General features: G+C 60.3%; 17 protein-coding genes. 15 read left to right on the top strand and 2 right to left on the bottom strand.

Annotation, left to right across the window (positions count from 1 at the left end; all coding sequences use genetic code 11):
- Positions 1 to 327 precede the first annotated feature (327 nt).
- The 13 genes from arnB (at position 328) to CAG47_RS12915 (ending at position 14,957) form a co-directional block, all read left to right on the top strand.
- Positions 328 to 1,476, top strand: a complete 1,149-nt coding sequence (gene arnB, locus CAG47_RS12975; RefSeq protein ID WP_085725254.1) for a UDP-4-amino-4-deoxy-L-arabinose aminotransferase — start codon at positions 328 to 330, stop codon at positions 1,474 to 1,476.
- On the top strand, positions 1,473 to 2,492 hold the full coding sequence (gene arnC, locus CAG47_RS12970) for an undecaprenyl-phosphate 4-deoxy-4-formamido-L-arabinose transferase (protein ID WP_085725253.1): 1,020 nt from the start codon (positions 1,473 to 1,475) through the stop codon (positions 2,490 to 2,492). The genes arnB and arnC overlap by 4 nt, the downstream gene beginning before the upstream one ends.
- Positions 2,489 to 4,480 (top strand): bifunctional UDP-4-amino-4-deoxy-L-arabinose formyltransferase/UDP-glucuronic acid oxidase ArnA, encoded by a 1,992-nt coding sequence (gene arnA / locus CAG47_RS12965; protein WP_085725252.1) that lies wholly within the window; start codon positions 2,489 to 2,491, stop codon positions 4,478 to 4,480. Before arnC ends, arnA begins: the two co-directional genes overlap by 4 nt.
- Entirely contained in the window at positions 4,480 to 5,364 is an 885-nt protein-coding gene (gene arnD, locus CAG47_RS12960) for a 4-deoxy-4-formamido-L-arabinose-phosphoundecaprenol deformylase (protein WP_085725251.1), read from the top strand. Before arnA ends, arnD begins: the two co-directional genes overlap by 1 nt.
- Positions 5,361 to 7,010, top strand: coding sequence for a lipid IV(A) 4-amino-4-deoxy-L-arabinosyltransferase (gene arnT, locus CAG47_RS12955; RefSeq protein ID WP_085725250.1), 1,650 nt, complete (start codon positions 5,361 to 5,363; stop codon positions 7,008 to 7,010). Before arnD ends, arnT begins: the two co-directional genes overlap by 4 nt.
- Positions 7,007 to 7,351 (top strand): 4-amino-4-deoxy-L-arabinose-phosphoundecaprenol flippase subunit ArnE, encoded by a 345-nt coding sequence (arnE, locus tag CAG47_RS12950; RefSeq protein WP_085725249.1) that lies wholly within the window; start codon positions 7,007 to 7,009, stop codon positions 7,349 to 7,351. Before arnT ends, arnE begins: the two co-directional genes overlap by 4 nt.
- On the top strand, positions 7,348 to 7,749 hold the full coding sequence (gene arnF / locus CAG47_RS12945; RefSeq protein WP_085725248.1) for a 4-amino-4-deoxy-L-arabinose-phosphoundecaprenol flippase subunit ArnF: 402 nt from the start codon (positions 7,348 to 7,350) through the stop codon (positions 7,747 to 7,749). The genes arnE and arnF overlap by 4 nt, the downstream gene beginning before the upstream one ends.
- On the top strand, positions 7,746 to 9,125 hold the full coding sequence (locus CAG47_RS12940; RefSeq protein ID WP_085725247.1) for a UDP-glucose/GDP-mannose dehydrogenase family protein: 1,380 nt from the start codon (positions 7,746 to 7,748) through the stop codon (positions 9,123 to 9,125). Before arnF ends, CAG47_RS12940 begins: the two co-directional genes overlap by 4 nt.
- Before the next feature lie 5 nt (positions 9,126 to 9,130).
- Positions 9,131 to 10,714 (top strand): glycosyltransferase family 39 protein, encoded by a 1,584-nt coding sequence (locus CAG47_RS12935; protein WP_256577415.1) that lies wholly within the window; start codon positions 9,131 to 9,133, stop codon positions 10,712 to 10,714.
- A gap of 95 nt (positions 10,715 to 10,809) precedes the next feature.
- On the top strand, positions 10,810 to 11,988 hold the full coding sequence (locus tag CAG47_RS12930) for an MFS transporter (protein WP_085725324.1): 1,179 nt from the start codon (positions 10,810 to 10,812) through the stop codon (positions 11,986 to 11,988).
- Between the two features lie 162 nt (positions 11,989 to 12,150).
- The gene (locus tag CAG47_RS12925; RefSeq protein ID WP_085725245.1) at positions 12,151 to 12,858 is read left to right on the top strand and encodes an HPP family protein; all 708 of its coding nucleotides are present in this window, start codon (positions 12,151 to 12,153) and stop codon (positions 12,856 to 12,858) included.
- A 97-nt stretch (positions 12,859 to 12,955) separates the two neighbouring features.
- Positions 12,956 to 14,428 carry a nucleobase:cation symporter-2 family protein gene (locus tag CAG47_RS12920; RefSeq protein WP_085725244.1) on the top strand — a complete coding sequence of 491 codons (1,473 nt, stop codon included), beginning with the start codon at positions 12,956 to 12,958 and terminating at the stop codon, positions 14,426 to 14,428.
- Positions 14,429 to 14,486: 58 nt separating this feature from the next.
- Entirely contained in the window at positions 14,487 to 14,957 is a 471-nt protein-coding gene (locus CAG47_RS12915; RefSeq protein ID WP_085725243.1) for an LEA type 2 family protein, read from the top strand.
- Positions 14,958 to 14,992: 35 nt separating this feature from the next.
- Here CAG47_RS12915 and CAG47_RS12910 read toward each other — a convergent pair whose 3' ends face one another.
- Complete coding sequence (locus CAG47_RS12910; protein WP_085725242.1) at positions 14,993 to 16,009, bottom strand: AraC family transcriptional regulator; 1,017 nt, start codon at positions 16,007 to 16,009, stop codon at positions 14,993 to 14,995.
- 197 nt (positions 16,010 to 16,206) lie between these two features.
- Positions 16,207 to 17,550, bottom strand: a complete 1,344-nt coding sequence (gene pssA / locus CAG47_RS12905) for a CDP-diacylglycerol--serine O-phosphatidyltransferase (RefSeq protein WP_085725241.1) — start codon at positions 17,548 to 17,550, stop codon at positions 16,207 to 16,209.
- Positions 17,551 to 17,764: 214 nt separating this feature from the next.
- Between pssA and CAG47_RS12900 the strand changes: the two genes are divergently transcribed.
- Together CAG47_RS12900 and CAG47_RS12895 are read left to right on the top strand one after the other, a co-directional pair.
- Entirely contained in the window at positions 17,765 to 18,328 is a 564-nt protein-coding gene (locus CAG47_RS12900; RefSeq protein WP_085725240.1) for a TetR/AcrR family transcriptional regulator, read from the top strand.
- 54 nt (positions 18,329 to 18,382) lie between these two features.
- Positions 18,383 to 18,859 carry a nuclear transport factor 2 family protein gene (locus tag CAG47_RS12895; protein ID WP_085725239.1) on the top strand — a complete coding sequence of 159 codons (477 nt, stop codon included), beginning with the start codon at positions 18,383 to 18,385 and terminating at the stop codon, positions 18,857 to 18,859.
- Positions 18,860 to 18,878 lie beyond the last annotated feature (19 nt).

Genomic DNA, 18,878 nt, shown 5'->3' with positions numbered 1-18,878 from the left:
AAGACATAACTTTTGTAGGACTTTTCCTAAAAGACACCATGAAAGCAGGAAGTCTGAACAGCAGCTTAATAGCTATGAGATAAACGATTCCCCAACCGTTTTTTCATGTTCCTTTCACAAAATCGGGCATAACCTTCTGCAAAATCGGCGCAACCCGGATGGACGCCCAACCTGCCGCCCATGGAAAAAAAAGTCAACCGATGCTGTTTTTTACCGCCAACCGGTAACTATTTGATTTGATGCAGATTCTGATTTAGCGTCTAAGCTGATTTTTGGACCCATTTTTAGCCTCAAAGGCTATTTACGCTTTCAGCCCCCGAGGTACCCATGAGTCAGGCGTTTCTCCCTTTTTCCCGTCCCAGTATCGGCGACGAAGAAATCACTGCCGTAGAGCAAGTATTACGTTCCGGGTGGATCACTACCGGGCCGAAGAACCAGGCACTGGAAGAACACTTTGCCAACTACGTCGGTTGCCGGCATGCCGTCGCACTTTCCTCGGCCACCGGCGCAATGCATATCACCCTCCTTGCGTTGGGCATCGGTCCCGGCGATGAAGTAATTACGCCGTCGCAGACCTGGGTGTCCACCGCCAACATGATCACCCTGCTGGGCGCCACGCCGGTGTTCGTCGACGTCGACCGCGATACGCTGATGACCGACGCGGCCACGATCGAAGCGGCGATCACTCCGCGCACCAAAGCCATCATCCCGGTGCATTACGCCGGCGCGGCATTCGATCTCGATCCGCTCTACGCCCTGGCCGACAAGCACGGCATTGCCGTGATCGAAGACGCCGCCCACGCTGCCGGTACTCTTTACAAAGGTCGGCACGTCGGTGCCAGGGGCACGGCGATATTCTCGTTCCACGCGATCAAGAACATGACCTGCGCCGAAGGCGCCATGTTCGTCAGCGACGATGAAGCCCTGGCCTCACGGGTACGCATGCTCAAGTTTCACGGGCTGGGGGTCGATGCCTACGACCGCCTGACCCATGGCCGCAAACCCCAGGCCCAGGTGGTCGAACCGGGCTTCAAGTACAATCTGGCCGACATCAACGCCGCCATCGCCCTGGTGCAACTGGAGCGCCTGGACGAGATCAACGCCAGGCGCACTCAACTGGCCCAGACCTACTTGCAACGTCTGGAAGGCTTGCCGGTACAACCGCTGGCGATCCCCGCTTATTCGCAGCAACACGCCTGGCACCTGTTCATCCTGCGTATCGACGCCGAGCGTTGCGGGCTGGATCGCGAAGCGTTCATGAAAGCCCTCCAGGAACAGAATGTGGGCACCGGCATTCACTTCATTGCAACGCACCTGCACACCTACTATCGTCAGCGTTACCCCAACCTGCACCTGCCCAACACCGAATGGAATTCGGCGCGACTGTGTTCGATCCCGCTGTTCCCCGACATGACCACCGATGATGTCGAACGCGTCGTCGGCGCCATCGAAAACTGCATGGACAAAAGCCTTTGAGACCTTACCCAATCAACTTCGTATCGATCGTCATTCCGGTCTACAACGAACAGGAAAGCCTGCCTGAATTGCTCAGGCGCACCGAAGCCGCTTGTCAGCAGTTGAACCATCCCTATGAAATCGTGCTGGTCGACGACGGCAGTCGCGATGACTCCGCCGATCTGCTGGAAGAAGCCGCCTCCCGTGAAGGCAGCCCGGTGGTGGCGGTCATCCTCAACCGCAATTACGGCCAACACGCGGCGATCATGGCCGGTTTCGAACAGTGCAAGGGCGATGTCGTCATCACCCTCGATGCCGACCTGCAAAACCCGCCGGAAGAAATCCCGCGACTGGTGGCCCAGGCCGAGCTGGGCTATGACGTCGTCGCGACTGTGCGCAACAACCGCCAGGACTCGGCCTTGCGCCGCTGGCCTTCGAAGCTGATCAACCTCGCCGTGCAACGCTCCACGGGCGTGGCCATGAGCGACTACGGCTGCATGTTGCGCGCCTACCGACGCACCATCGTCGATGCCATGCTCGCCTGCCGTGAACGCAGCACCTTCATTCCGATCCTGGCCAACAGCTTTGCCCGCCACACCACGGAAATCCTCGTGACCCACGCCGAGCGTGAACACGGCGACTCCAAGTACAGCCCGATGCGCCTGATCAACCTGATGTTCGACCTGGTCACCTGCATGACCACCACGCCACTGCGACTGCTGAGCATCGTCGGCGTCGGCATGGCGACCCTGGGCGTGCTGTTCGCCATCGCGCTGATCCTGTTGCGCCTGGTGTTCGGCGCCGGCTGGGCCGGTGGCGGTACTTTCGTACTGTTCGCCGTGCTGTTCGTCTTCACCGGCGGTCAATTCATCGGCATGGGCCTGCTGGGTGAATACCTGGGCCGCATGTACAGCGACGTTCGCGCCCGCCCGCGCTTCTTCATTGAAAAGGTGCTGCGCAGCCAGCCCGACTCCCCTGCTTCCGTTGTTACCGTTGACGGCCTTACTTCCACCTCTTCAGATCAGGTTCCTTCATGAGTGCAAAAGCTGTTGTCTTCGCCTATCACGATATTGGCTGTGCCGGCATCGAGTCCCTGCTCTCCTCCGGTTTTGAGATCGCTGCGGTGTTCACCCACGCCGACGATCCGAAGGAGAACGCGTTCTACGGTTCCGTCGCGCAGCTGTGCGCCCGCCACGGCATTGCCGTGCATGCACCGGAAGATGCCAACCATCCGTTGTGGATCGAGCGTATCGCCAAACTCGATCCCGACTACATTTTCTCCTTCTACTACCGCAATCTGCTGAGCGAAGCGCTTCTGGCCACGGCCCGTAAAGGCGCGTTCAACCTGCACGGTTCGCTGCTGCCGCGCTACCGTGGTCGCGCACCGGCCAACTGGGTGCTGGTCAATGGCGAAACGGAAACCGGCGTGACCCTGCACCGCATGGTCAAGCGTGCCGATGCGGGCGCCATCGTTGCCCAGCAAAAGGTCGCGATCGAGCGCAGCGACACGGCGCTGAGCCTGCACGGCAAGTTGCGCACGGCGGCCTCTGACCTGCTGCGCGACACCTTGCCAGCGCTGCTGCAAGGCAAAGTCAGCGAAACACTACAGGACGAATCCAAAGCCACGGTGTTCGGCCGTCGCACCCCGGCCGACGGCAAACTGGTCTGGGCCAGGCCGGCCGAAGAGCTGTTCAACCTGGTCCGTGCCGTGACCCAACCGTACCCGGGCGCCTTCTGCGCGGTGGGCGAGCACAAACTGATTGTCTGGAGTGCCGAAGTCGCCAAGGGCAACGAGGGCCAGGCACCTGGCCGCGTCATCAGCGTCGACCCGCTGCGCATCGCCTGCGGTGAAGACTCGCTGATCATCAACGCCGGCCAGCGCAACGACAACGGTCTGTACCTGAGCGGTCCGCAACTGGCCAACGAACTGGGCCTGGTGGATGGTTCCGTGCTGCGCGGTGCCGAATCCGGTCGCGCGCCGCGTCGTACGCGCGTGCTGATCCTCGGCGTCAACGGCTTCATCGGCAACCACTTGTCCGAGCGCCTGCTGCGCGACGACCGCTACGAAGTCTACGGCCTGGACATCGGTTCGGACGCCATCGAGCGCCTGCGCAGCCACCCGAACTTCCACTACGTCGAAGGCGACATCAGCATCCACTCCGAGTGGATCGAGTACCACATCAAGAAGTGCGACGTAGTACTGCCGTTGGTGGCCATCGCCACGCCAATCGAATACACCCGTAACCCGCTGCGTGTGTTCGAACTGGACTTCGAAGAGAACCTGAAGCTGGTTCGCTACTGCGTCAAGTACAACAAGCGCGTGATCTTCCCGTCGACGTCGGAAGTCTATGGCATGTGCCAGGACCCTAACTTCGACGAAGACAGCTCCAACCTGGTGGTCGGTCCGATCAACAAACAACGCTGGATCTACTCGGTGTCCAAGCAACTGCTTGACCGCGTGATCTGGGCCTATGGCCAGAAAGGCCTGAACTTCACCCTGTTCCGCCCGTTCAACTGGATGGGTCCACGCCTGGACCGCCTGGATTCGGCCCGTATCGGCAGTTCCCGGGCAATTACCCAGTTGATCCTGAACCTGGTGGAAGGTACGCCGATTCGCCTGTTCGACGGTGGCGAGCAAAAACGCTGCTTCACCGACATCGCCGACGGCGTGGAAGCACTGGCTCGGATCATCGACAACGACAACGATGTCTGCAACGGCCAGATCATCAACATCGGCAACCCGGAGAACGAGGCCAGCATCCGCCAGTTGGGCGAAGAACTGCTGCGTCAGTTCGAAGCTCACCCGTTGCGCGCCAACTTCCCTCCGTTCGCTGGCTTCCGTGATATCGAAAGCAAGGCGTTCTACGGCACCGGCTACCAGGACGTGTCTCACCGCAAGCCAAGCATCGCCAACGCCAAGCGCCTGCTGGACTGGACACCGACCGTAGAGATGCGCGAAACCATCGGCAACACCCTGGACTTCTTCCTGCGCGAAGCCATGCTCGAAATCGCGGACAAGCGTTGATGCAGGCTGGCCTTCGGATCGATGTCGACACCTACCGGGGCACTCGTGAGGGGGTGCCGCGTTTGCTGGAAATCCTTGATGAGGCCCAGGTCAAGGCGACGTTCTTCTTCAGTGTCGGGCCGGACAACATGGGGCGCCACTTGTGGCGCCTCATCCGTCCACAGTTTCTCTGGAAAATGCTTCGGTCAAATGCAGCCGGCCTGTATGGCTGGGACATTCTGCTGGCCGGCACCGCATGGCCTGGAAAACCGATCGGCCGCGACCTGGGGCACTTGATGCGCCAGGCCCGGGATGCCGGGCATGAAGTCGGCCTGCACGCCTGGGATCACCACGGCTGGCAGGCAAATGCCGGGCGCTGGAGCGATGCACAACTGGTCGAACAGATACGCCGTGGCGTGGACACCCTCAGTGACATTCTGGGCGAAAGGATCACCTGTTCGGCGTCCGCCGGCTGGCGTGCCGACGAGCGCGTGATCGAAGCCAAGCAAGGTTTCGGCTTTCGCTACAACAGCGATTGTCGTGGCCATAGCCTGTTCCAGCCGCAACTGGCCGATGGCCGCCGGGGTGCGACACAAATCCCGGTGGACCTGCCGACCTTCGACGAAGTGGTCGGGCCGAGCGTCGCCGCCAAGGATTTCAACAGGTTCATCCTGGACCGGTTCACTCCGGGAAAACTCAATGTCTACACGATCCATGCCGAGGTAGAAGGGATTCTGATGGCCAACGATTTCCGTCAACTGCTGATCGATGCACATCAGCGCGACATCCGTTTTCAACCCTTGGGCGACTTGTTGCCCGAGGCCCCTGACAGTTTGCCGATTGGCCGCGTGGTACGCGGTGCGCTCGAAGGTCGCGAAGGCTGGCTGGGAGTGCAAGGCGCATGAGCAAACGCTGGGCTTTGCCGTTATTGCTTGCCATGGTGGCGCTGGCCTACCTGCTGCCGCTGGGCAGCCATGGCTTATGGATTCCCGACGAAACCCGCTACGCCCAGATCAGCCAGGGCATGCTCCTGAGCGGCAACTGGGTGTCGCCGCACTTCATGGACGTGCGCTACTTCGAAAAACCCGCGGCCGGCTACTGGATGATTGCCATCGGTCAGGCATTGTTCGGCCAGAACCTCTTCGGGGTGCGTTTCGCCTCGGCACTGAGCACTGGCTTGAGCGTGCTGCTGTGCTACCTGGTCGCCCGCCGGATGTGGAACGAACCGCGCAAGAGTTTCGCCTGCGCATTGCTGTACATGAGCTTCTCGGTCATTGCCGCTTCGGCGGGGTATGCCAACCTCGATCCGCAATTTACCTTCTGGGTGAACCTCAGCCTGGTGGCCTTGTGGTTTGCACTGGACAGCGTCGGCCGCGGTCAACGCCTGATCGGGTGGGCAGTGCTGGGCCTGGCCTGCGGCATGGGTTTCATGACCAAGGGCTTCCTCGCCTGGCTGCTGCCGGTGCTGATCGCCCTGCCCTGGATGATCTGGCAAAAACGCTGGCGTGAACTGCTGGTCTACGGTCCCGTGGCGATTGTGGTCGCCATCGTCGTCAGCCTGCCCTGGGCGCTGGCAGTACACGCCCAGGAGCCTGACTACTGGCGGTTCTTTTTCTGGCACGAACATATCCGTCGTTTTGCCGGGGACGATGCCCAGCATGACGCGCCCTGGTGGTATTACCTGCCGTTGCTGGTAGCTTTCAGCATGCCCTGGGCTGCGTTGCTGCCGCCCGCATTGAAGCAAGCCTGGCAAACCCGACGCCAATCCAATATCGCCTTCCTGTTGCTGTGGCTGTGGATGCCGTTGTTCTTCTTCAGCCTGAGCAAAGGCAAACTGCCGGCCTACATCCTGCCGTGCCTGCTGCCTCTGGCCTTGTTGCTCGGCCATGCATTGGCTGACCGTTTGAAGCTGGAACAAGGTCGCGCCCTGGGCATCAACGGCCTGTTGAACCTGGCGCTGGGTGTGATCACCTTGCTGGCTTTGGTGTATCTGCAACTGAAAAAGCCGATCTACGCTCATGAACTGCACAACCTGGTATTGGTGTTCATCGGTTTGATCGGCTGGATCATGGCCAACCTGCTGCAAGCGTTCCGTCCCCTGCAATGCTGGGCTGCCCCGGCTTTCGGCAGCTTGCTGTTCGTCGGCGTGCTGCCGGCCGGACTGCCCAATTCCGTCGTTGCCAACAAGACGCCCGACCAGTTCATCCTCGATCACGCCCAGGAGCTCGGCCAGAGCGCCAGGTTGCTGAGCAATGACCTGGGTGCCGCGTCGGCGTTGTCCTGGCGGGTGAAGCGGCCGGAAGTGGCTTTTTTCAACACGATAGGCGAATTGAAATATGGCCTTGCCTATCCTGATTCGCTCAAGCAGCGCGTCGACACCGATCAGGTGCAGCAGTGGATGCACGATGCCCGCCAGCAAGGCTCGGTGGGTGTGGTCATGCGGGTCAAGGGCGAAGAAGAACTGCGCGAACTGGAACAATTGCCCAAAGAGGGCAAGCGCTACGAACAAGGCAACCTGGTGATTTTGATCATTCCACAGGCGACACCATGAGCCTGCTCTTGCTACTAGTCGCCTGCCTGCTGACTTGCCTGGGCCAGATCGCTCAGAAATATGCCGTGGAAAGCTGGCGCGGCAAGCCTTCCGGGTGGGTCGACAAGCTACGCTCGCCCTGGCTCTGGCTGGCCCTGGCCTCTTTGGGACTGGGCCTGCTGGTGTGGCTGTTGGTACTGCAACGCCTGGAAGTCGGGATCGCCTATCCGATGCTGAGCCTGAACTTCGTGCTGATCACCCTGGTTGCGCGTTTCGTGTTCCACGAAACCATCGACCGCCGCCACTGGCTGGGTGTGGCACTGGTGATCGGCGGCGTGGCATTGCTGGGGCAACACGCATGAACCCGACTCGCGGTATCACCTTCGCACTGGGCAGCGTGTTGCTGGTCAGCGCCGCCCAATTGGGCATGCGCTGGAGCATGAGTCACCTGCCACAACCCGAACAATGGCTCAGCGCCCACATCGACCTGACAGCGGTTGCCGTGGTGCTTGCGGCGATCTTCGCCTATGCCTTGTCGATGCTCTCTTGGCTTGCCGCCCTGCGGGACCTGCCCCTGGGCCGTGCCTACTCGTTGCTGAGCGTCAGTTATGCGCTGGTGTATCTGCTGGCCGCCAGCCTGCCGCTGTTCAACGAATCGTTCAGCCTGTCAAAAAGCCTTGGCGTGGCATTGGTCATCCTCGGCGTCATTACCATCAATTCTCGACCTGCTCGTGCGCCCGAATTAAGGAGTGCCCCATGAAAATCAGTGTGTTTGGTAGCGGTTATGTTGGCCTGGTGCAGGCAGCGGTATTGGCGGAAGTCGGCCACGACGTGGTTTGCATGGACGTCGACGAAAAAAAAGTCGAACTGCTCAAGCAGGGCCACGTCAGTATTTTCGAACCCGGACTCGCCAGCCTGGTACGCGAGGGTCTTGACGCCAAACGGTTGCAATTCACCAGTGACGAAAAGTTTGCGGTCCAGCACGGTCAGGTGCTGTTCATCGCGGTCGGTACACCGTCCCGGGACGACGGCTCGGCGGACTTGCGTTACGTGATGTCGGTAGGCGAAGCGGTCGCACGGCATCGTGAACTGCCAGCGATCCTGGTGGAAAAATCCACCGTCCCGGTCGGCACTGGCGACGCCTTGCGTGCACACATCGACAAATGCCTGCTCAACGCCGGGCGCTTGCTGCAGTTCGATATCGTCTCCAATCCGGAGTTCCTGAAAGAAGGATCGGCGGTGGCCGACTGCCGACGCCCGGACCGTATCATCGTCGGCTGTGAACGCGATGAAGTGCGTGAAGTGATGCGTGACCTGTACTCGCCCTTCAACCGCAATCACGAGCGCATCATGTTCATGGACCTGCGCAGCGCCGAGCTGACCAAATACGCCGCCAACTGCATGCTGGCGACCAAGATCAGCTTTATCAACCAGATCGCCGAACTGGCCGAACACCTGGGCGCCGACATCGAATCGGTACGCCTGGGCATCGGCGCCGACTCACGTATCGGCTACCACTTCATCTACCCCGGTTGCGGCTACGGTGGTTCGTGCTTCCCCAAGGACATGCGCGCCCTGATCCACAGCGCCGAAGAGGCCCACTGCTCCAGCGACCTGTTGCAAGCGGTGGAAGCCATCAACGAGCGGCAGAAACACAAGTTGTTCGAACGCATCAACGCCTTCTACAAAGGTGACTTGCGAGGTAAAACCTTTGCCTTGTGGGGCCTGGCGTTCAAGCCAAACACCGACGACATGCGCGATGCACCGAGCCGGGTGTTGCTGGAGTCGCTGTGGGCCGCCGGTGCGAATGTCCGCGCATTCGATCCCGAAGCCATGCAGGAAACCCAGAAGCTGTATCCCGATGAGTCGAAACTGATGCTCATGGGTACGCCCGAGTCCGTCTTGTCCGGTGCCGACGCACTGATCATCTGCACCGAATGGCAACAGTTCAAGGCACCGGACTTCGAGTTGATCCGGCAGCGGCTCAGGGCACCGGTGATCTTCGATGGCCGCAACCTGTACGACTCGGACCGCCTGGCACGTATCGGCTTCACCTACTTCCCGATCGGCCGGGGCGAATCGCGCAAATTGCCGATGCCTCACCAGAAATGGCCAAGCGAAGCCGTGGTCGCCTGAACCTCATGCCCCCCCACATCCGCCGACAGTCCCTTGCACTGGGTCTGTTGGCGCTGTTGTTGTTCTGCGCCGGGATGTATCAGCAGGCGGTCATCGGCTTCGATTCGCGCTTCGTGCTGTTCGCCCAGGAGATGCTGCGCAATGGCCCGTCGTTTTTTCCGACGACCTATGGCCAGCCCTACGCAGACTATTCGGGACTTTCAACGCTATTCATCTGGCTGCTTTCACTGCCCTTCGGCCAGGTCACCAGCCTGACCGCGTGGCTGCCGAGCGCCATTGCCGCAGCGGTTATCGTCACCTTGAAGTACCGCCTGCTGGCCCCCTACTCCACACGTTGGGCGCTGCTGAGCATCGCCTTGATGCTGTTGACCAACACCTTCATCACCGAAACCCGCGCCGTTTCCCTCGACCTGATGCTCGCGGCCGTTGCGTTCAGCGTGTTCTACCTCGGTTATGCCGCCGATCACTTTGCGGCGTCGCGCCGCTGGGTGCTGATCTTTGCCTTGCTGATGCTGGGCTTCTGGATTCGTGGACCCATTGGCCTGGTGGTTCCGACCGGAATGCTCTGCAGCTGCTTTCTGCTCGATCGTCAATGGCGGCGGTTGCTCGTCTTCGGCTTGCTGGCCTCCATGCTGCTGGCGGTGTGCGTCGGGCTGTTGTTGTGGCTGGCGGACGTCAGCGGCGGCCCGACCTTCTTGCAGGACGTGATTCGCATGCAGTTCATGGGGCGCATGGACGGCAGTGAAGGCAGCAGCGGTGTGTTGTATTACTTCACCAGTTCGATGGGCAATTACGCGCTGGCCTGGCCGTTGGCAGTACTGGCGCTGGGTGCCGTTGCGTTTACAGGGCCGCGGCAAGTCGGACCGGCCTTGCGCCTGTTGCAGTACTGCGCAGCGGCCGGGCTGATCGTGATGGTCGGCCTTTCCGTCCCCCAGGCGAAAAAGGCCCGCTACCTGCTGCCGATGTTGCCTATGGCGGCGATCGTGGCGGCGTATCCGTTTTATGCCACTCAAGGCCGATTGTTTGTCTGGTTGCGGGGGTTGATGCAGGGACTTTGGTTGCTGACCCCGAGCCTGCTGATCGTGACACTGCTGGTCATACGGCAGACATTTCCCGAGGAAGTGGCTCGCCTCACCTCTTTGTTCATCATCCTCGGGTTGCTGCAAGCGGTCGCCCTGGCAGCGTTCAAGCAATCCCGCTGGCGCGCGCAGGCACTGGCTGCCTGCGCGGTTCTGGCCCTTTGGTCGTTCTATATCCTGCAATTCGAACCCGTCCAGCGACAGCTCTACGACACCCGAACCTTCAGCCGCGAGGCTTTTGAGCTCGTGCAAAAAGACCCGGCTCCGCTGGTCATGCACGGGATGGGCAAAGACGCCAAGGCCATCAAGTTCATGGTCAACATCCCGCAGGACCTGCATCCGGTTTTCACCGACACCCCACCGGAACTCGAAACCCTCAGAGGCCCGGCGTGGCTGATGATGGACCTGAACGCCTACAAGGCACTACACGGCACGGCTGTTGGTGCATTGCCGCCAGTGCTGAGCGGGCGGTTCGACAACAATGATTTCGTGCTGCTGCACCTCAAGTAAATCCCGTAGCAACGACCGAGTGTCCAACTGCTAGAGTAGCGCTCACGGTCAGGCCGATGCCGGCCTGATCGAATAAGGACATTCACTCCGTGACCATCACCACCTATTCCCCCATCATCCGCCGCCTGCTGGCCTGCTCGCTGACCATCGTCGTCAGCCGTGCCATCACCAGCCCTTTGCTCACCCTGTTCGTCAGCGACAAGCTTGGCCTCAACCAGCAGGACGTTGGCCTGCTGCTGGGCATTGCGGTGTTCGTCGCCACCCTGCTCTCGCTGTATGGCGGCTACATCATTGATCGCTTCGAAAAACGCCGGCTGCTGATCCTCGCCATGCTCTCCAGTGCCATCGGTCTGGTGCTGCTGACATTCGCCGACAACCTCTACCTGACCACGATGACCCTGATCGTCACTGAAACCGCGTCGGCGCTGTTCCTGATTGGCTCCAAAGCGATACTCAGTGAAAACCTGCCCATGGGTCAGCGTGCCAAAGCGTTTTCCTTGAGCTATACCCTGACCAACATTGGCTACGCTGTCGGGCCGATGCTTGGCGTGCTGATTGCCGGTGCTTTTGCCAGTGCGCCATTCCTGGTAGCCGCAACCATCGCTTTTTTCAGCATTTTCCTGATGACCGGGATCGCGACGGATCCGGCGCGTGGGTCTGTCGGCGGTCAGGCACAGAGCTTTCTGAAAACCCTGATCACCCTGAAAAACGACCGCACCCTGATCATGTTCACCGCCGGTTGCCTGCTGAGTACCGTGGTGCACGGTCGCTTCACGTTTTACCTGTCGCAGTATTTGCTGGTGACCAGTGACTCCAAACACACCATGGATGTCATGGCCGCCCTGCTGGCCTGCAATGCCCTCAGCGTGATCCTTCTGCAATATCAGGTCGGACGCTTTCTCAAACGCGAGCAGCTGCGTCAATGGATAGTGGCCGGCACAGGTCTGTTCATCCTTGGCCTGATCGGCTTCAGCCTGGCCGATAGCCTGGTGAGCTGGTGCGTGGCGATGTTTGTGTTCACCCTCGGTGAAATCATCATTTACCCGGCCGAGTTCCTGTTCGTCGACACCCTGGCCCCCGAAGAACTGCGCGGCAGTTACTACGGCGCACAGAACCTTGCCGCGCTGGGTGGCGCCCTGAGCCCGGTAATCAGCGGCTTTTTGCTGATGCACACACCCGCCCCGACGATGTTTTATGCCTTGAGTGCCCTCGCTGGATTGGGTGGGTTACTGTGCTTCATGAGTGGCCGTCGACCGGGTTTAAAGCAACATTAATGCACTAAATGCTCATTAATATGAATTTGTCAGCGCATTGATTGACCGGCACACTGTGTGCGTTCCTGCCCCAACAGTTGGAACACCTTCAAGGGCTTTCTGGGTTTACCAGCCAAGCCCTTTTTTTTGACTCGTTTTTTCTGTGCTGGAGTTTTGTTCAGAATGCTTGCTCGCTGGTTGCCCGCCGCCATCAATACCCGCCCCACCGAATGGAGCCGCGCCGCCATCGGCATGGCCCTGGGCACGCTGCTCAGCGTATGGCTCTGTAGCCAGGTGTTTGGCATTGAGGTGGCCCAGCACCTGATCGGTCCGCTGGGGGCATCGGCAGTGCTGTTGTTTGCCGTGTCTTCGGGCGCGCTCGCCCAACCCTGGTCGATTGTCGGCGGTTACTTGTGCGCCGGAGTGATCGCCTTGCTGGTGGCCCATGTGCTGGGCCGAACCCTCGGTAGCGCATGCCTGGCGGCGGGCATGGCGTTGATCCTGATGTGCTGGTTGCGGTGCCTGCATCCACCGGCCGGTGCGTTGGCCCTGACCCTGGTGCTGGCGGATCCGGCGACCATTGCCATGGACTGGAGGGCCATTGAACCGGTGATGCTCAGCGCGGCGACGATGCTGCTCTGCGCCCTGGCCTACAACAACCTGACCCGCGTTCGTTACCCCAAGAGTACCAGCGAGCCGGTGGCCAGGATTCCTGCCGATCACCCGCCGGTGGACAGTCAGGCCATCACCGCCGACGACCTGAAACTGGCGCTGGCTGACATGGAGGCGTTCTACGACGTCACGCCCGAGGACCTCGAACAGTTGATCCAGGCCAGCCAATTGCACGCCAAACGCCGCAGCGTCGGCGAAGTGTTCGCTCCACGCCTGTAAATCACTGTTTTGGTGGATCTTTTGCCGTGGCCGGGCGGTTCTGGCATTCTGCGCCTCCATTTTCCGACCCGGCCCGCCTCCTGGCACGCAAACCACCATGACCGCCTCCGAAAAATCCCTCGCGCCACACAACAATGACCTGATCTACGGCCTCAACGACCGCCCGCACCTGACCGCCACCGTCTTCGCCGCCCTGCAACATGTGCTGGCGAGTTTTGTCGGCATCATCACCCCGACGCTGATCATGGGCAGCGCGCTGGGCCTGCAAAGCGAAATTCCTTACCTGATCAGCATGGCGCTGTTCGTCTCCGGCCTGGGGACTTTCGTGCAAGCGCGGCGTTTTGGCCCTGTGGGCTCAGGCCTGTTGTGCCTGCAAGGCACCAGTTTTTCGTTCATCAGCGTGATTCTAAGCGCCGGTTTCATGGTCAAGGCGCGAGGTGGCGGCACCGATGAAATTCTCTCGACCATCTTCGGCGTGTGTTTTTTCGCCGCGTTCATCGAAGTGGTGTTGAGCCAGTTCATTGGCAAACTGCGCATGTTGATCACCCCGGTGGTGACCGGAACGATCATCACGCTGATGGGTTTGTCGCTGATCAAGGTGGCGATGACCGACATCGCCGGGGGCTTCGGCGCCCAGGACCTGGGGGCTGCCAGTCACGTGGCCCTGGCGGCGCTGGTACTGGGGACCATCGTGGTGTTGAACCGGGTCGACGTGCCGTTTCTGCGCCTGGGGGCGATTGTCATCGGCCTGACCCTGGGCTACATGGTGGCATGGCTCACGGGCCAGGTGGATTTCGGCAGCCTGCCCGAGGTGCCGCTGGTCAGCGTACCGGTGCCGTTCAAATACGGGTTCTCCTTCGATTGGGTGGCCTTCATTCCGGTGGCGGTGATCTTCCTCGTTTCGCCGCTGGAAGCCGCCGGTGACCTCACGGCCAACTCGATGATCTCCCGGCAACCGGTCAAAGGCCCGGTGTACATCCGCCGGATCAAGTCCGGCCTGCTCGCCGATGGCCTCAACTCCGCCATGGCCGCGGTGTTCAACAGCATGCCGATGGTGACCTTCGCCCAGAACAACGGGGTGATCCAACTCACGGGCGTGGCCAGTCGCTACGTGGCGTACTTCATTGCCGGCTTGCTGGTGGTGCTCGGACTGTTCCCGATGATCGGCGCGGTACTGCAACTGATGCCGAAGCCGGTGCTCGGTGGCGCGGAGCTGGTAATGTTCGGCACCGTCGCCGTGGCCGGGATCAAGATTCTCGCCGAGGCCGGCCTGCATCGGCGCAACATGCTGATCGTGGCAATTTCACTCGGCATGGGCCTGGGCGTGGCCGCCGTGCCGGAAGTCTTGCGTGAGCTGCCCAAGGCACTGCATAACATTTTCGAATCGCCCATTACCGTCGGCGCGCTGTGCGCTATCGTTCTTAATATCTTCCTGCCCGAGGAGTTCATCGAGCTGGAAGAGGACGAATTCGATCCGGAGGCCTCCGTGCTTCAGGTGATGCAGAACCCCGATGTGACCGCCAGGGATGAGCCCGCAAAGGCTGCGGTGGTCGCACCGTCAAACCGCTAGACGGGCTCAAGGGCTGAGTCGCTGGCGGTTCAGCCCTTTTTCAGATGAGAGCACGTCCATGCGCAGCATCCACGCGGTCCTGATTTCCCTCCTGCTCTGCTTGAGCGCCTGTTCCTCGCTGCCCAATCGAGACCCGTTGAAAATCAACGTCGTGGGTATAGAGCCCCTGCGAGGCGAAGGCATGGAAGTGCGCTTTTCCGTGAGCATCCGCGTGCAGAACCCCAATGACACCGACCTCACCTATAGCGGCGTCGCTTTGGATCTGGATATCAACGGCCAGCCATTCGCCTCCGGCGTCACCAACGAGAGGGGCTCGATCGGGCGCTTCTCCGACGTCGTCGTGAGCGTGCCGGTCAGCGTTTCGGCGTTTTCGGTGGTCCGCCAGACCTATGGCATCAGCCAGATGAGAACGCTCAACAACATGCCATATGTCCTGCGCGGCAAGCTCTCGGGTGGGATATTCAACACCATGCGTTTCGTCGACAGTGGCACGCTCAATCTGCCGGGACCGATCACTGGCAGCCGCTGAACGACTGCGAAGAATGGGCTGTAGCGCCGCTGAACCTACTCGGTGTCATCGAGAATCAGGCTACGGTAATGCCCCGGATTCGACCCCGACCACTTGCGAAACGCCTTGTAGAACGAACTGACGTCGGCAAACCCCAGCCGCGTGGCGATTTCACTGAAGCTGATCGCGGGTTCGGCCAACCAGACGATCGCCAGTTCCTTGCGCACGCCGTCCTTGAGACCTTGATAGGTTTGCCCTTCTTCGGCCAGTCGCCGGCGCAAGGTTGAAGCCGACATGCACAGGCGTTGCGCCAGGGCTTCGGTTTCCGGCCAGTGTTCGGCCGGCAGGTGGCGCAGATCGTGTTTGATGCGAACGGCCAGGCTCTCGGGATCGCGGTATTTCACCAGAATGTTCGCCGGCGCATGGGCCAGGAATCGCTTGAGCTCCTCGGGGCTGCGCTTGATCGGCAAATCGAGGTAATCGGCGGAGAAAATCATCCGCGTGCGCGGGCGGTCGAAACGCAGGTTCTCGGAAAACATCACCTGATAGTCATCGCAGAAATCCGGCTGCGCACAACGCAGTTCAATCGCCAGGATCGGAATCCGCCGTCCTGCCAGCCAGCAGGCAACGCCGTGGACGATCATCCAGTAGGTGAAATAGGTGAAAGCCCGGCGCGGATCGTTGTCGTCCTCCAACAGGACGATTTCCGCCAGGCTTTGCTGACGCACCAATTGCGCCGGCAGGTGTTCGAGGATCAACGACAGAAAGCCCAGGCCGCTGGCCACACCCGCCGCCACGTTGGGCTGGAGCATGGCGCTGCGACACAGGAACGCGAAGCTGCCGGATTTGAGTTTACGTGGGTCCATGCCAAAGAACTCATCATCCCCACGCCGAGCCAACAACCGCCACAGGCGCGCATAAGCCGTGGCGGGAACACGGGCGTCGGTGCTGCCCAATAGCATCGGGTCGATACCGACCTTGCTCAACACCTCATTCGTGGCGATTCCTGGCGCGCAGCTTTGCAACAGTGCTTCGCGCACCAGTTGAATGGAGATGGTGTCTTTTTCCGACATGGATCGCGGCAAGCCCTGTTCTTGTTCGAGTGGGGGGGATATTAGCTGAAACCGCCCGCCTGACGCTGATTCCTGTAGGAGCGAGCACGCTCGCGATGGTCGTTAACGATAACGCGGGCTTACTGGTTGAACGCGGCGCTCTCGAGTCCATCGCGAGCATGCCGCAAGCGGGCACCCGCTCCGACAGGGAGCTGGCTTCAGAGGATGCGGTAAAGCAATCGCTCGATTCGCACACCACTCACGCGCTTGAGGAACTTGGCCACGCCCAACGGGTATTCGGCAAGGGTTTCCAGGTTCTGGAAGTGCTCGATACGACGGGTGTGCTGGAAGATCTCTGCAAGCTCATGGCGACGCGGCTCCAGCAGTTCGCCATGGGGATCATCGATCAACAAGGCGTTTTCAAGATCGAGTCGAAACGCCCGCGGGTTGAGGTTGTTGCCGGTCAGCAAGGTATAGCGCCGGTCGATCCACATGCCCTTGAGGTGATAGGTATTGTCGCCGTCACGCCACAAATGCAGGTTCAACTGGCCGCTGTCGATGTTGTGCTGATGGCGCTTGGCGAACCGGCGCAAGCTGATTTCGTACAGGTATGGCAACGCCGAAATAACCCGGAACGGTTCGCTCGGTGGAATGTAGAAGTCGTTGGCCGTCTTGTCACCGACCACAATGTCGATCTTCACCCCACGGGCCAGTGCGCGGTTGATCTCGCGGATGATCGCCAGCGGCAAGTTGAAGTACGGTGTGCAAATGGTCAGTTGCTGCTGGGCGCTGGCGATCAGTTCGCAAATCACCCGGTTCAGCGGATTGTTCTTGCCGACGCCGAGCAACGGGCTGACTGACAACCCCGCCCTGTCGGTGGAGCCCAGTGTGGTGTCGTACGCCGCGTGCTTGAGGCGGCTGCGCAGGTCGCCGATGTCATTGCGCAGGCTGCGGGTGGTCGGCAGGTTCGGCAGGTCGAGGCGATGCACTGCCTTGGAAGCCACCAGGCCGTGCTGCACCAGGTGCTGCATCGAATCGGCCAGTTCGCCATTGTGCAGCAGGTGATAGCGGTCGTAGCGGTACTTGTCGAACTTGTGCAGATAGACGTTGTTCAGGCTCGCGCCGCTGTAGATCACGCAGTCATCGATCACAAAGCCTTTGAGGTGCAACACGCCAAACAGTTCGCGGGTCTGTACCGGTACGCCATAGATCGGCACGACACTTTCGTGGGTACGGGTCATTTCCTGATACCAGGCCGAGTTGCCCGGTTGCTTGCCGGCACCGATCAGGCCGCGCTGGGCGCGCAACCAATCGACGACGACCACCACGTCCAGTTCCGGACGCGCCAGCTTGGCCGCGTGCAAGGCATCGAGGATTTCCTGGCCGGCTTCATCCTGTTGCAGGTACAGCGCAACGATGTAGATGCGCCGGGTCGCGCTGGCGATTTTCTCCAGCAGGCAACGACGGAATTCGGCAGCGCCAGAGAGGATGCTGAAGGCATCGGCCTTCAGCGGGAAACTGCGCAGTTTGGGCAGCAGGGAGCGTTTGAAAAGCGACGGCATAGGGCTCGCAATGGGTCGAATCCGAAGAACCCGAGAGCTTACACCATCGAATGCTTTGGGTCTTGTTACTGTCTGTAATGTCCCCTTCGCGAGCAGGCTCGCTCCCACATAGAACTGCATTCCCCTGTGGGAGCGAGCCTGCTCGCGAAGACCATTTGTCAAACACCACAAAAACCGATTGACCATGGAGAACGATCATTCTACTGTGAAAAGCATGAACGAAATTACTAACAGTGAAACACGCGACATCATTCTGGATGTCACCGAAAAGTTGATCTACAAAAGTGGCATAGCCGCCACTGGCATGGATCTTCTGGTGAAGACCGCCGGCGTCTCCAGAAAAAGCGTCTACCGCTACTTCGCCAACAAGGACGAACTGGTCGTGGCCGCCCTGCAACGCCGCGACCAGCGCTGGATGCACTGGTACAAGGGCGCAGTCGACCAGGCACAAACCCCGGCCGAACGCCTGCTCAACCTGTTTACCGTGCTCAAGTCGTGGTTCGCCAGCGAAGGCTTTCGCGGCTGCGCCTTCATCAATACCAGTGGCGAAACCGGCGACCCGCAAGACCCGGTGCGCCTGGTCGCCAAAGACCATAAACAGAAACTGCTCGACTACCTGTGCGAGCTGTGTACCGAACATGGCGCCGAGGATCCGCAGATGCTGGCCAGACAGCTGCTGATCCTGATCGATGGTGCCATTACCGTGGCGCTTGTAATGGGTGATCACAGTGCCGCCGATAATGCGCAATGCATGGCGCGAAAGTTATTGGACCTGTAGCAACTTAATCAAGCTCGACTGTTGTTTGACTTTAACTTGATACGGAGACTTGAAATGTCTAATCCCGAAGTTCGTCCACCATTGCCTCCCTTCACCCGTGAATCGGCCATTGAAAAAATTCGCCTGGCTGAAGACGGCTGGAACTCCCGCGACCCCGAGCGCGTGTCCCTGGCCTACACCCTGGACACCCAATGGCGCAATCGCGCCGAGTTCGCCCACAACCGCGAAGAAGCCAAGGCTTTCCTGACCCGCAAATGGGCCAAGGAGCTGGATTATCGACTGATCAAGGAACTCTGGGCCTTTACCGACAACCGCATCGCCGTGCGGTATGCCTATGAATGGCACGACGACTCGGGCAACTGGTTCCGCTCCTACGGCAACGAAAACTGGGAGTTCAACGAGGACGGCCTGATGGCCCGCCGCTTCGCCAGCATCAACGACATGCCGATCAAGGAAAGCGAGCGCAAGTACCGCTGGCCGCTGGGGCGTCGTCCCGACGATCATCCGGGGTTGTCGGATCTTGGCCTGTAATCTGACCTGACGCTGATCC

It is taken from the genome of Pseudomonas sp. R37(2017) (assembly GCF_002113375.1).
Lineage (GTDB): Bacteria > Pseudomonadota > Gammaproteobacteria > Pseudomonadales > Pseudomonadaceae > Aquipseudomonas.
Note: the sequence above shows the minus strand (reverse complement) of the source record. Positions and strands in the feature narration are given on the sequence as shown.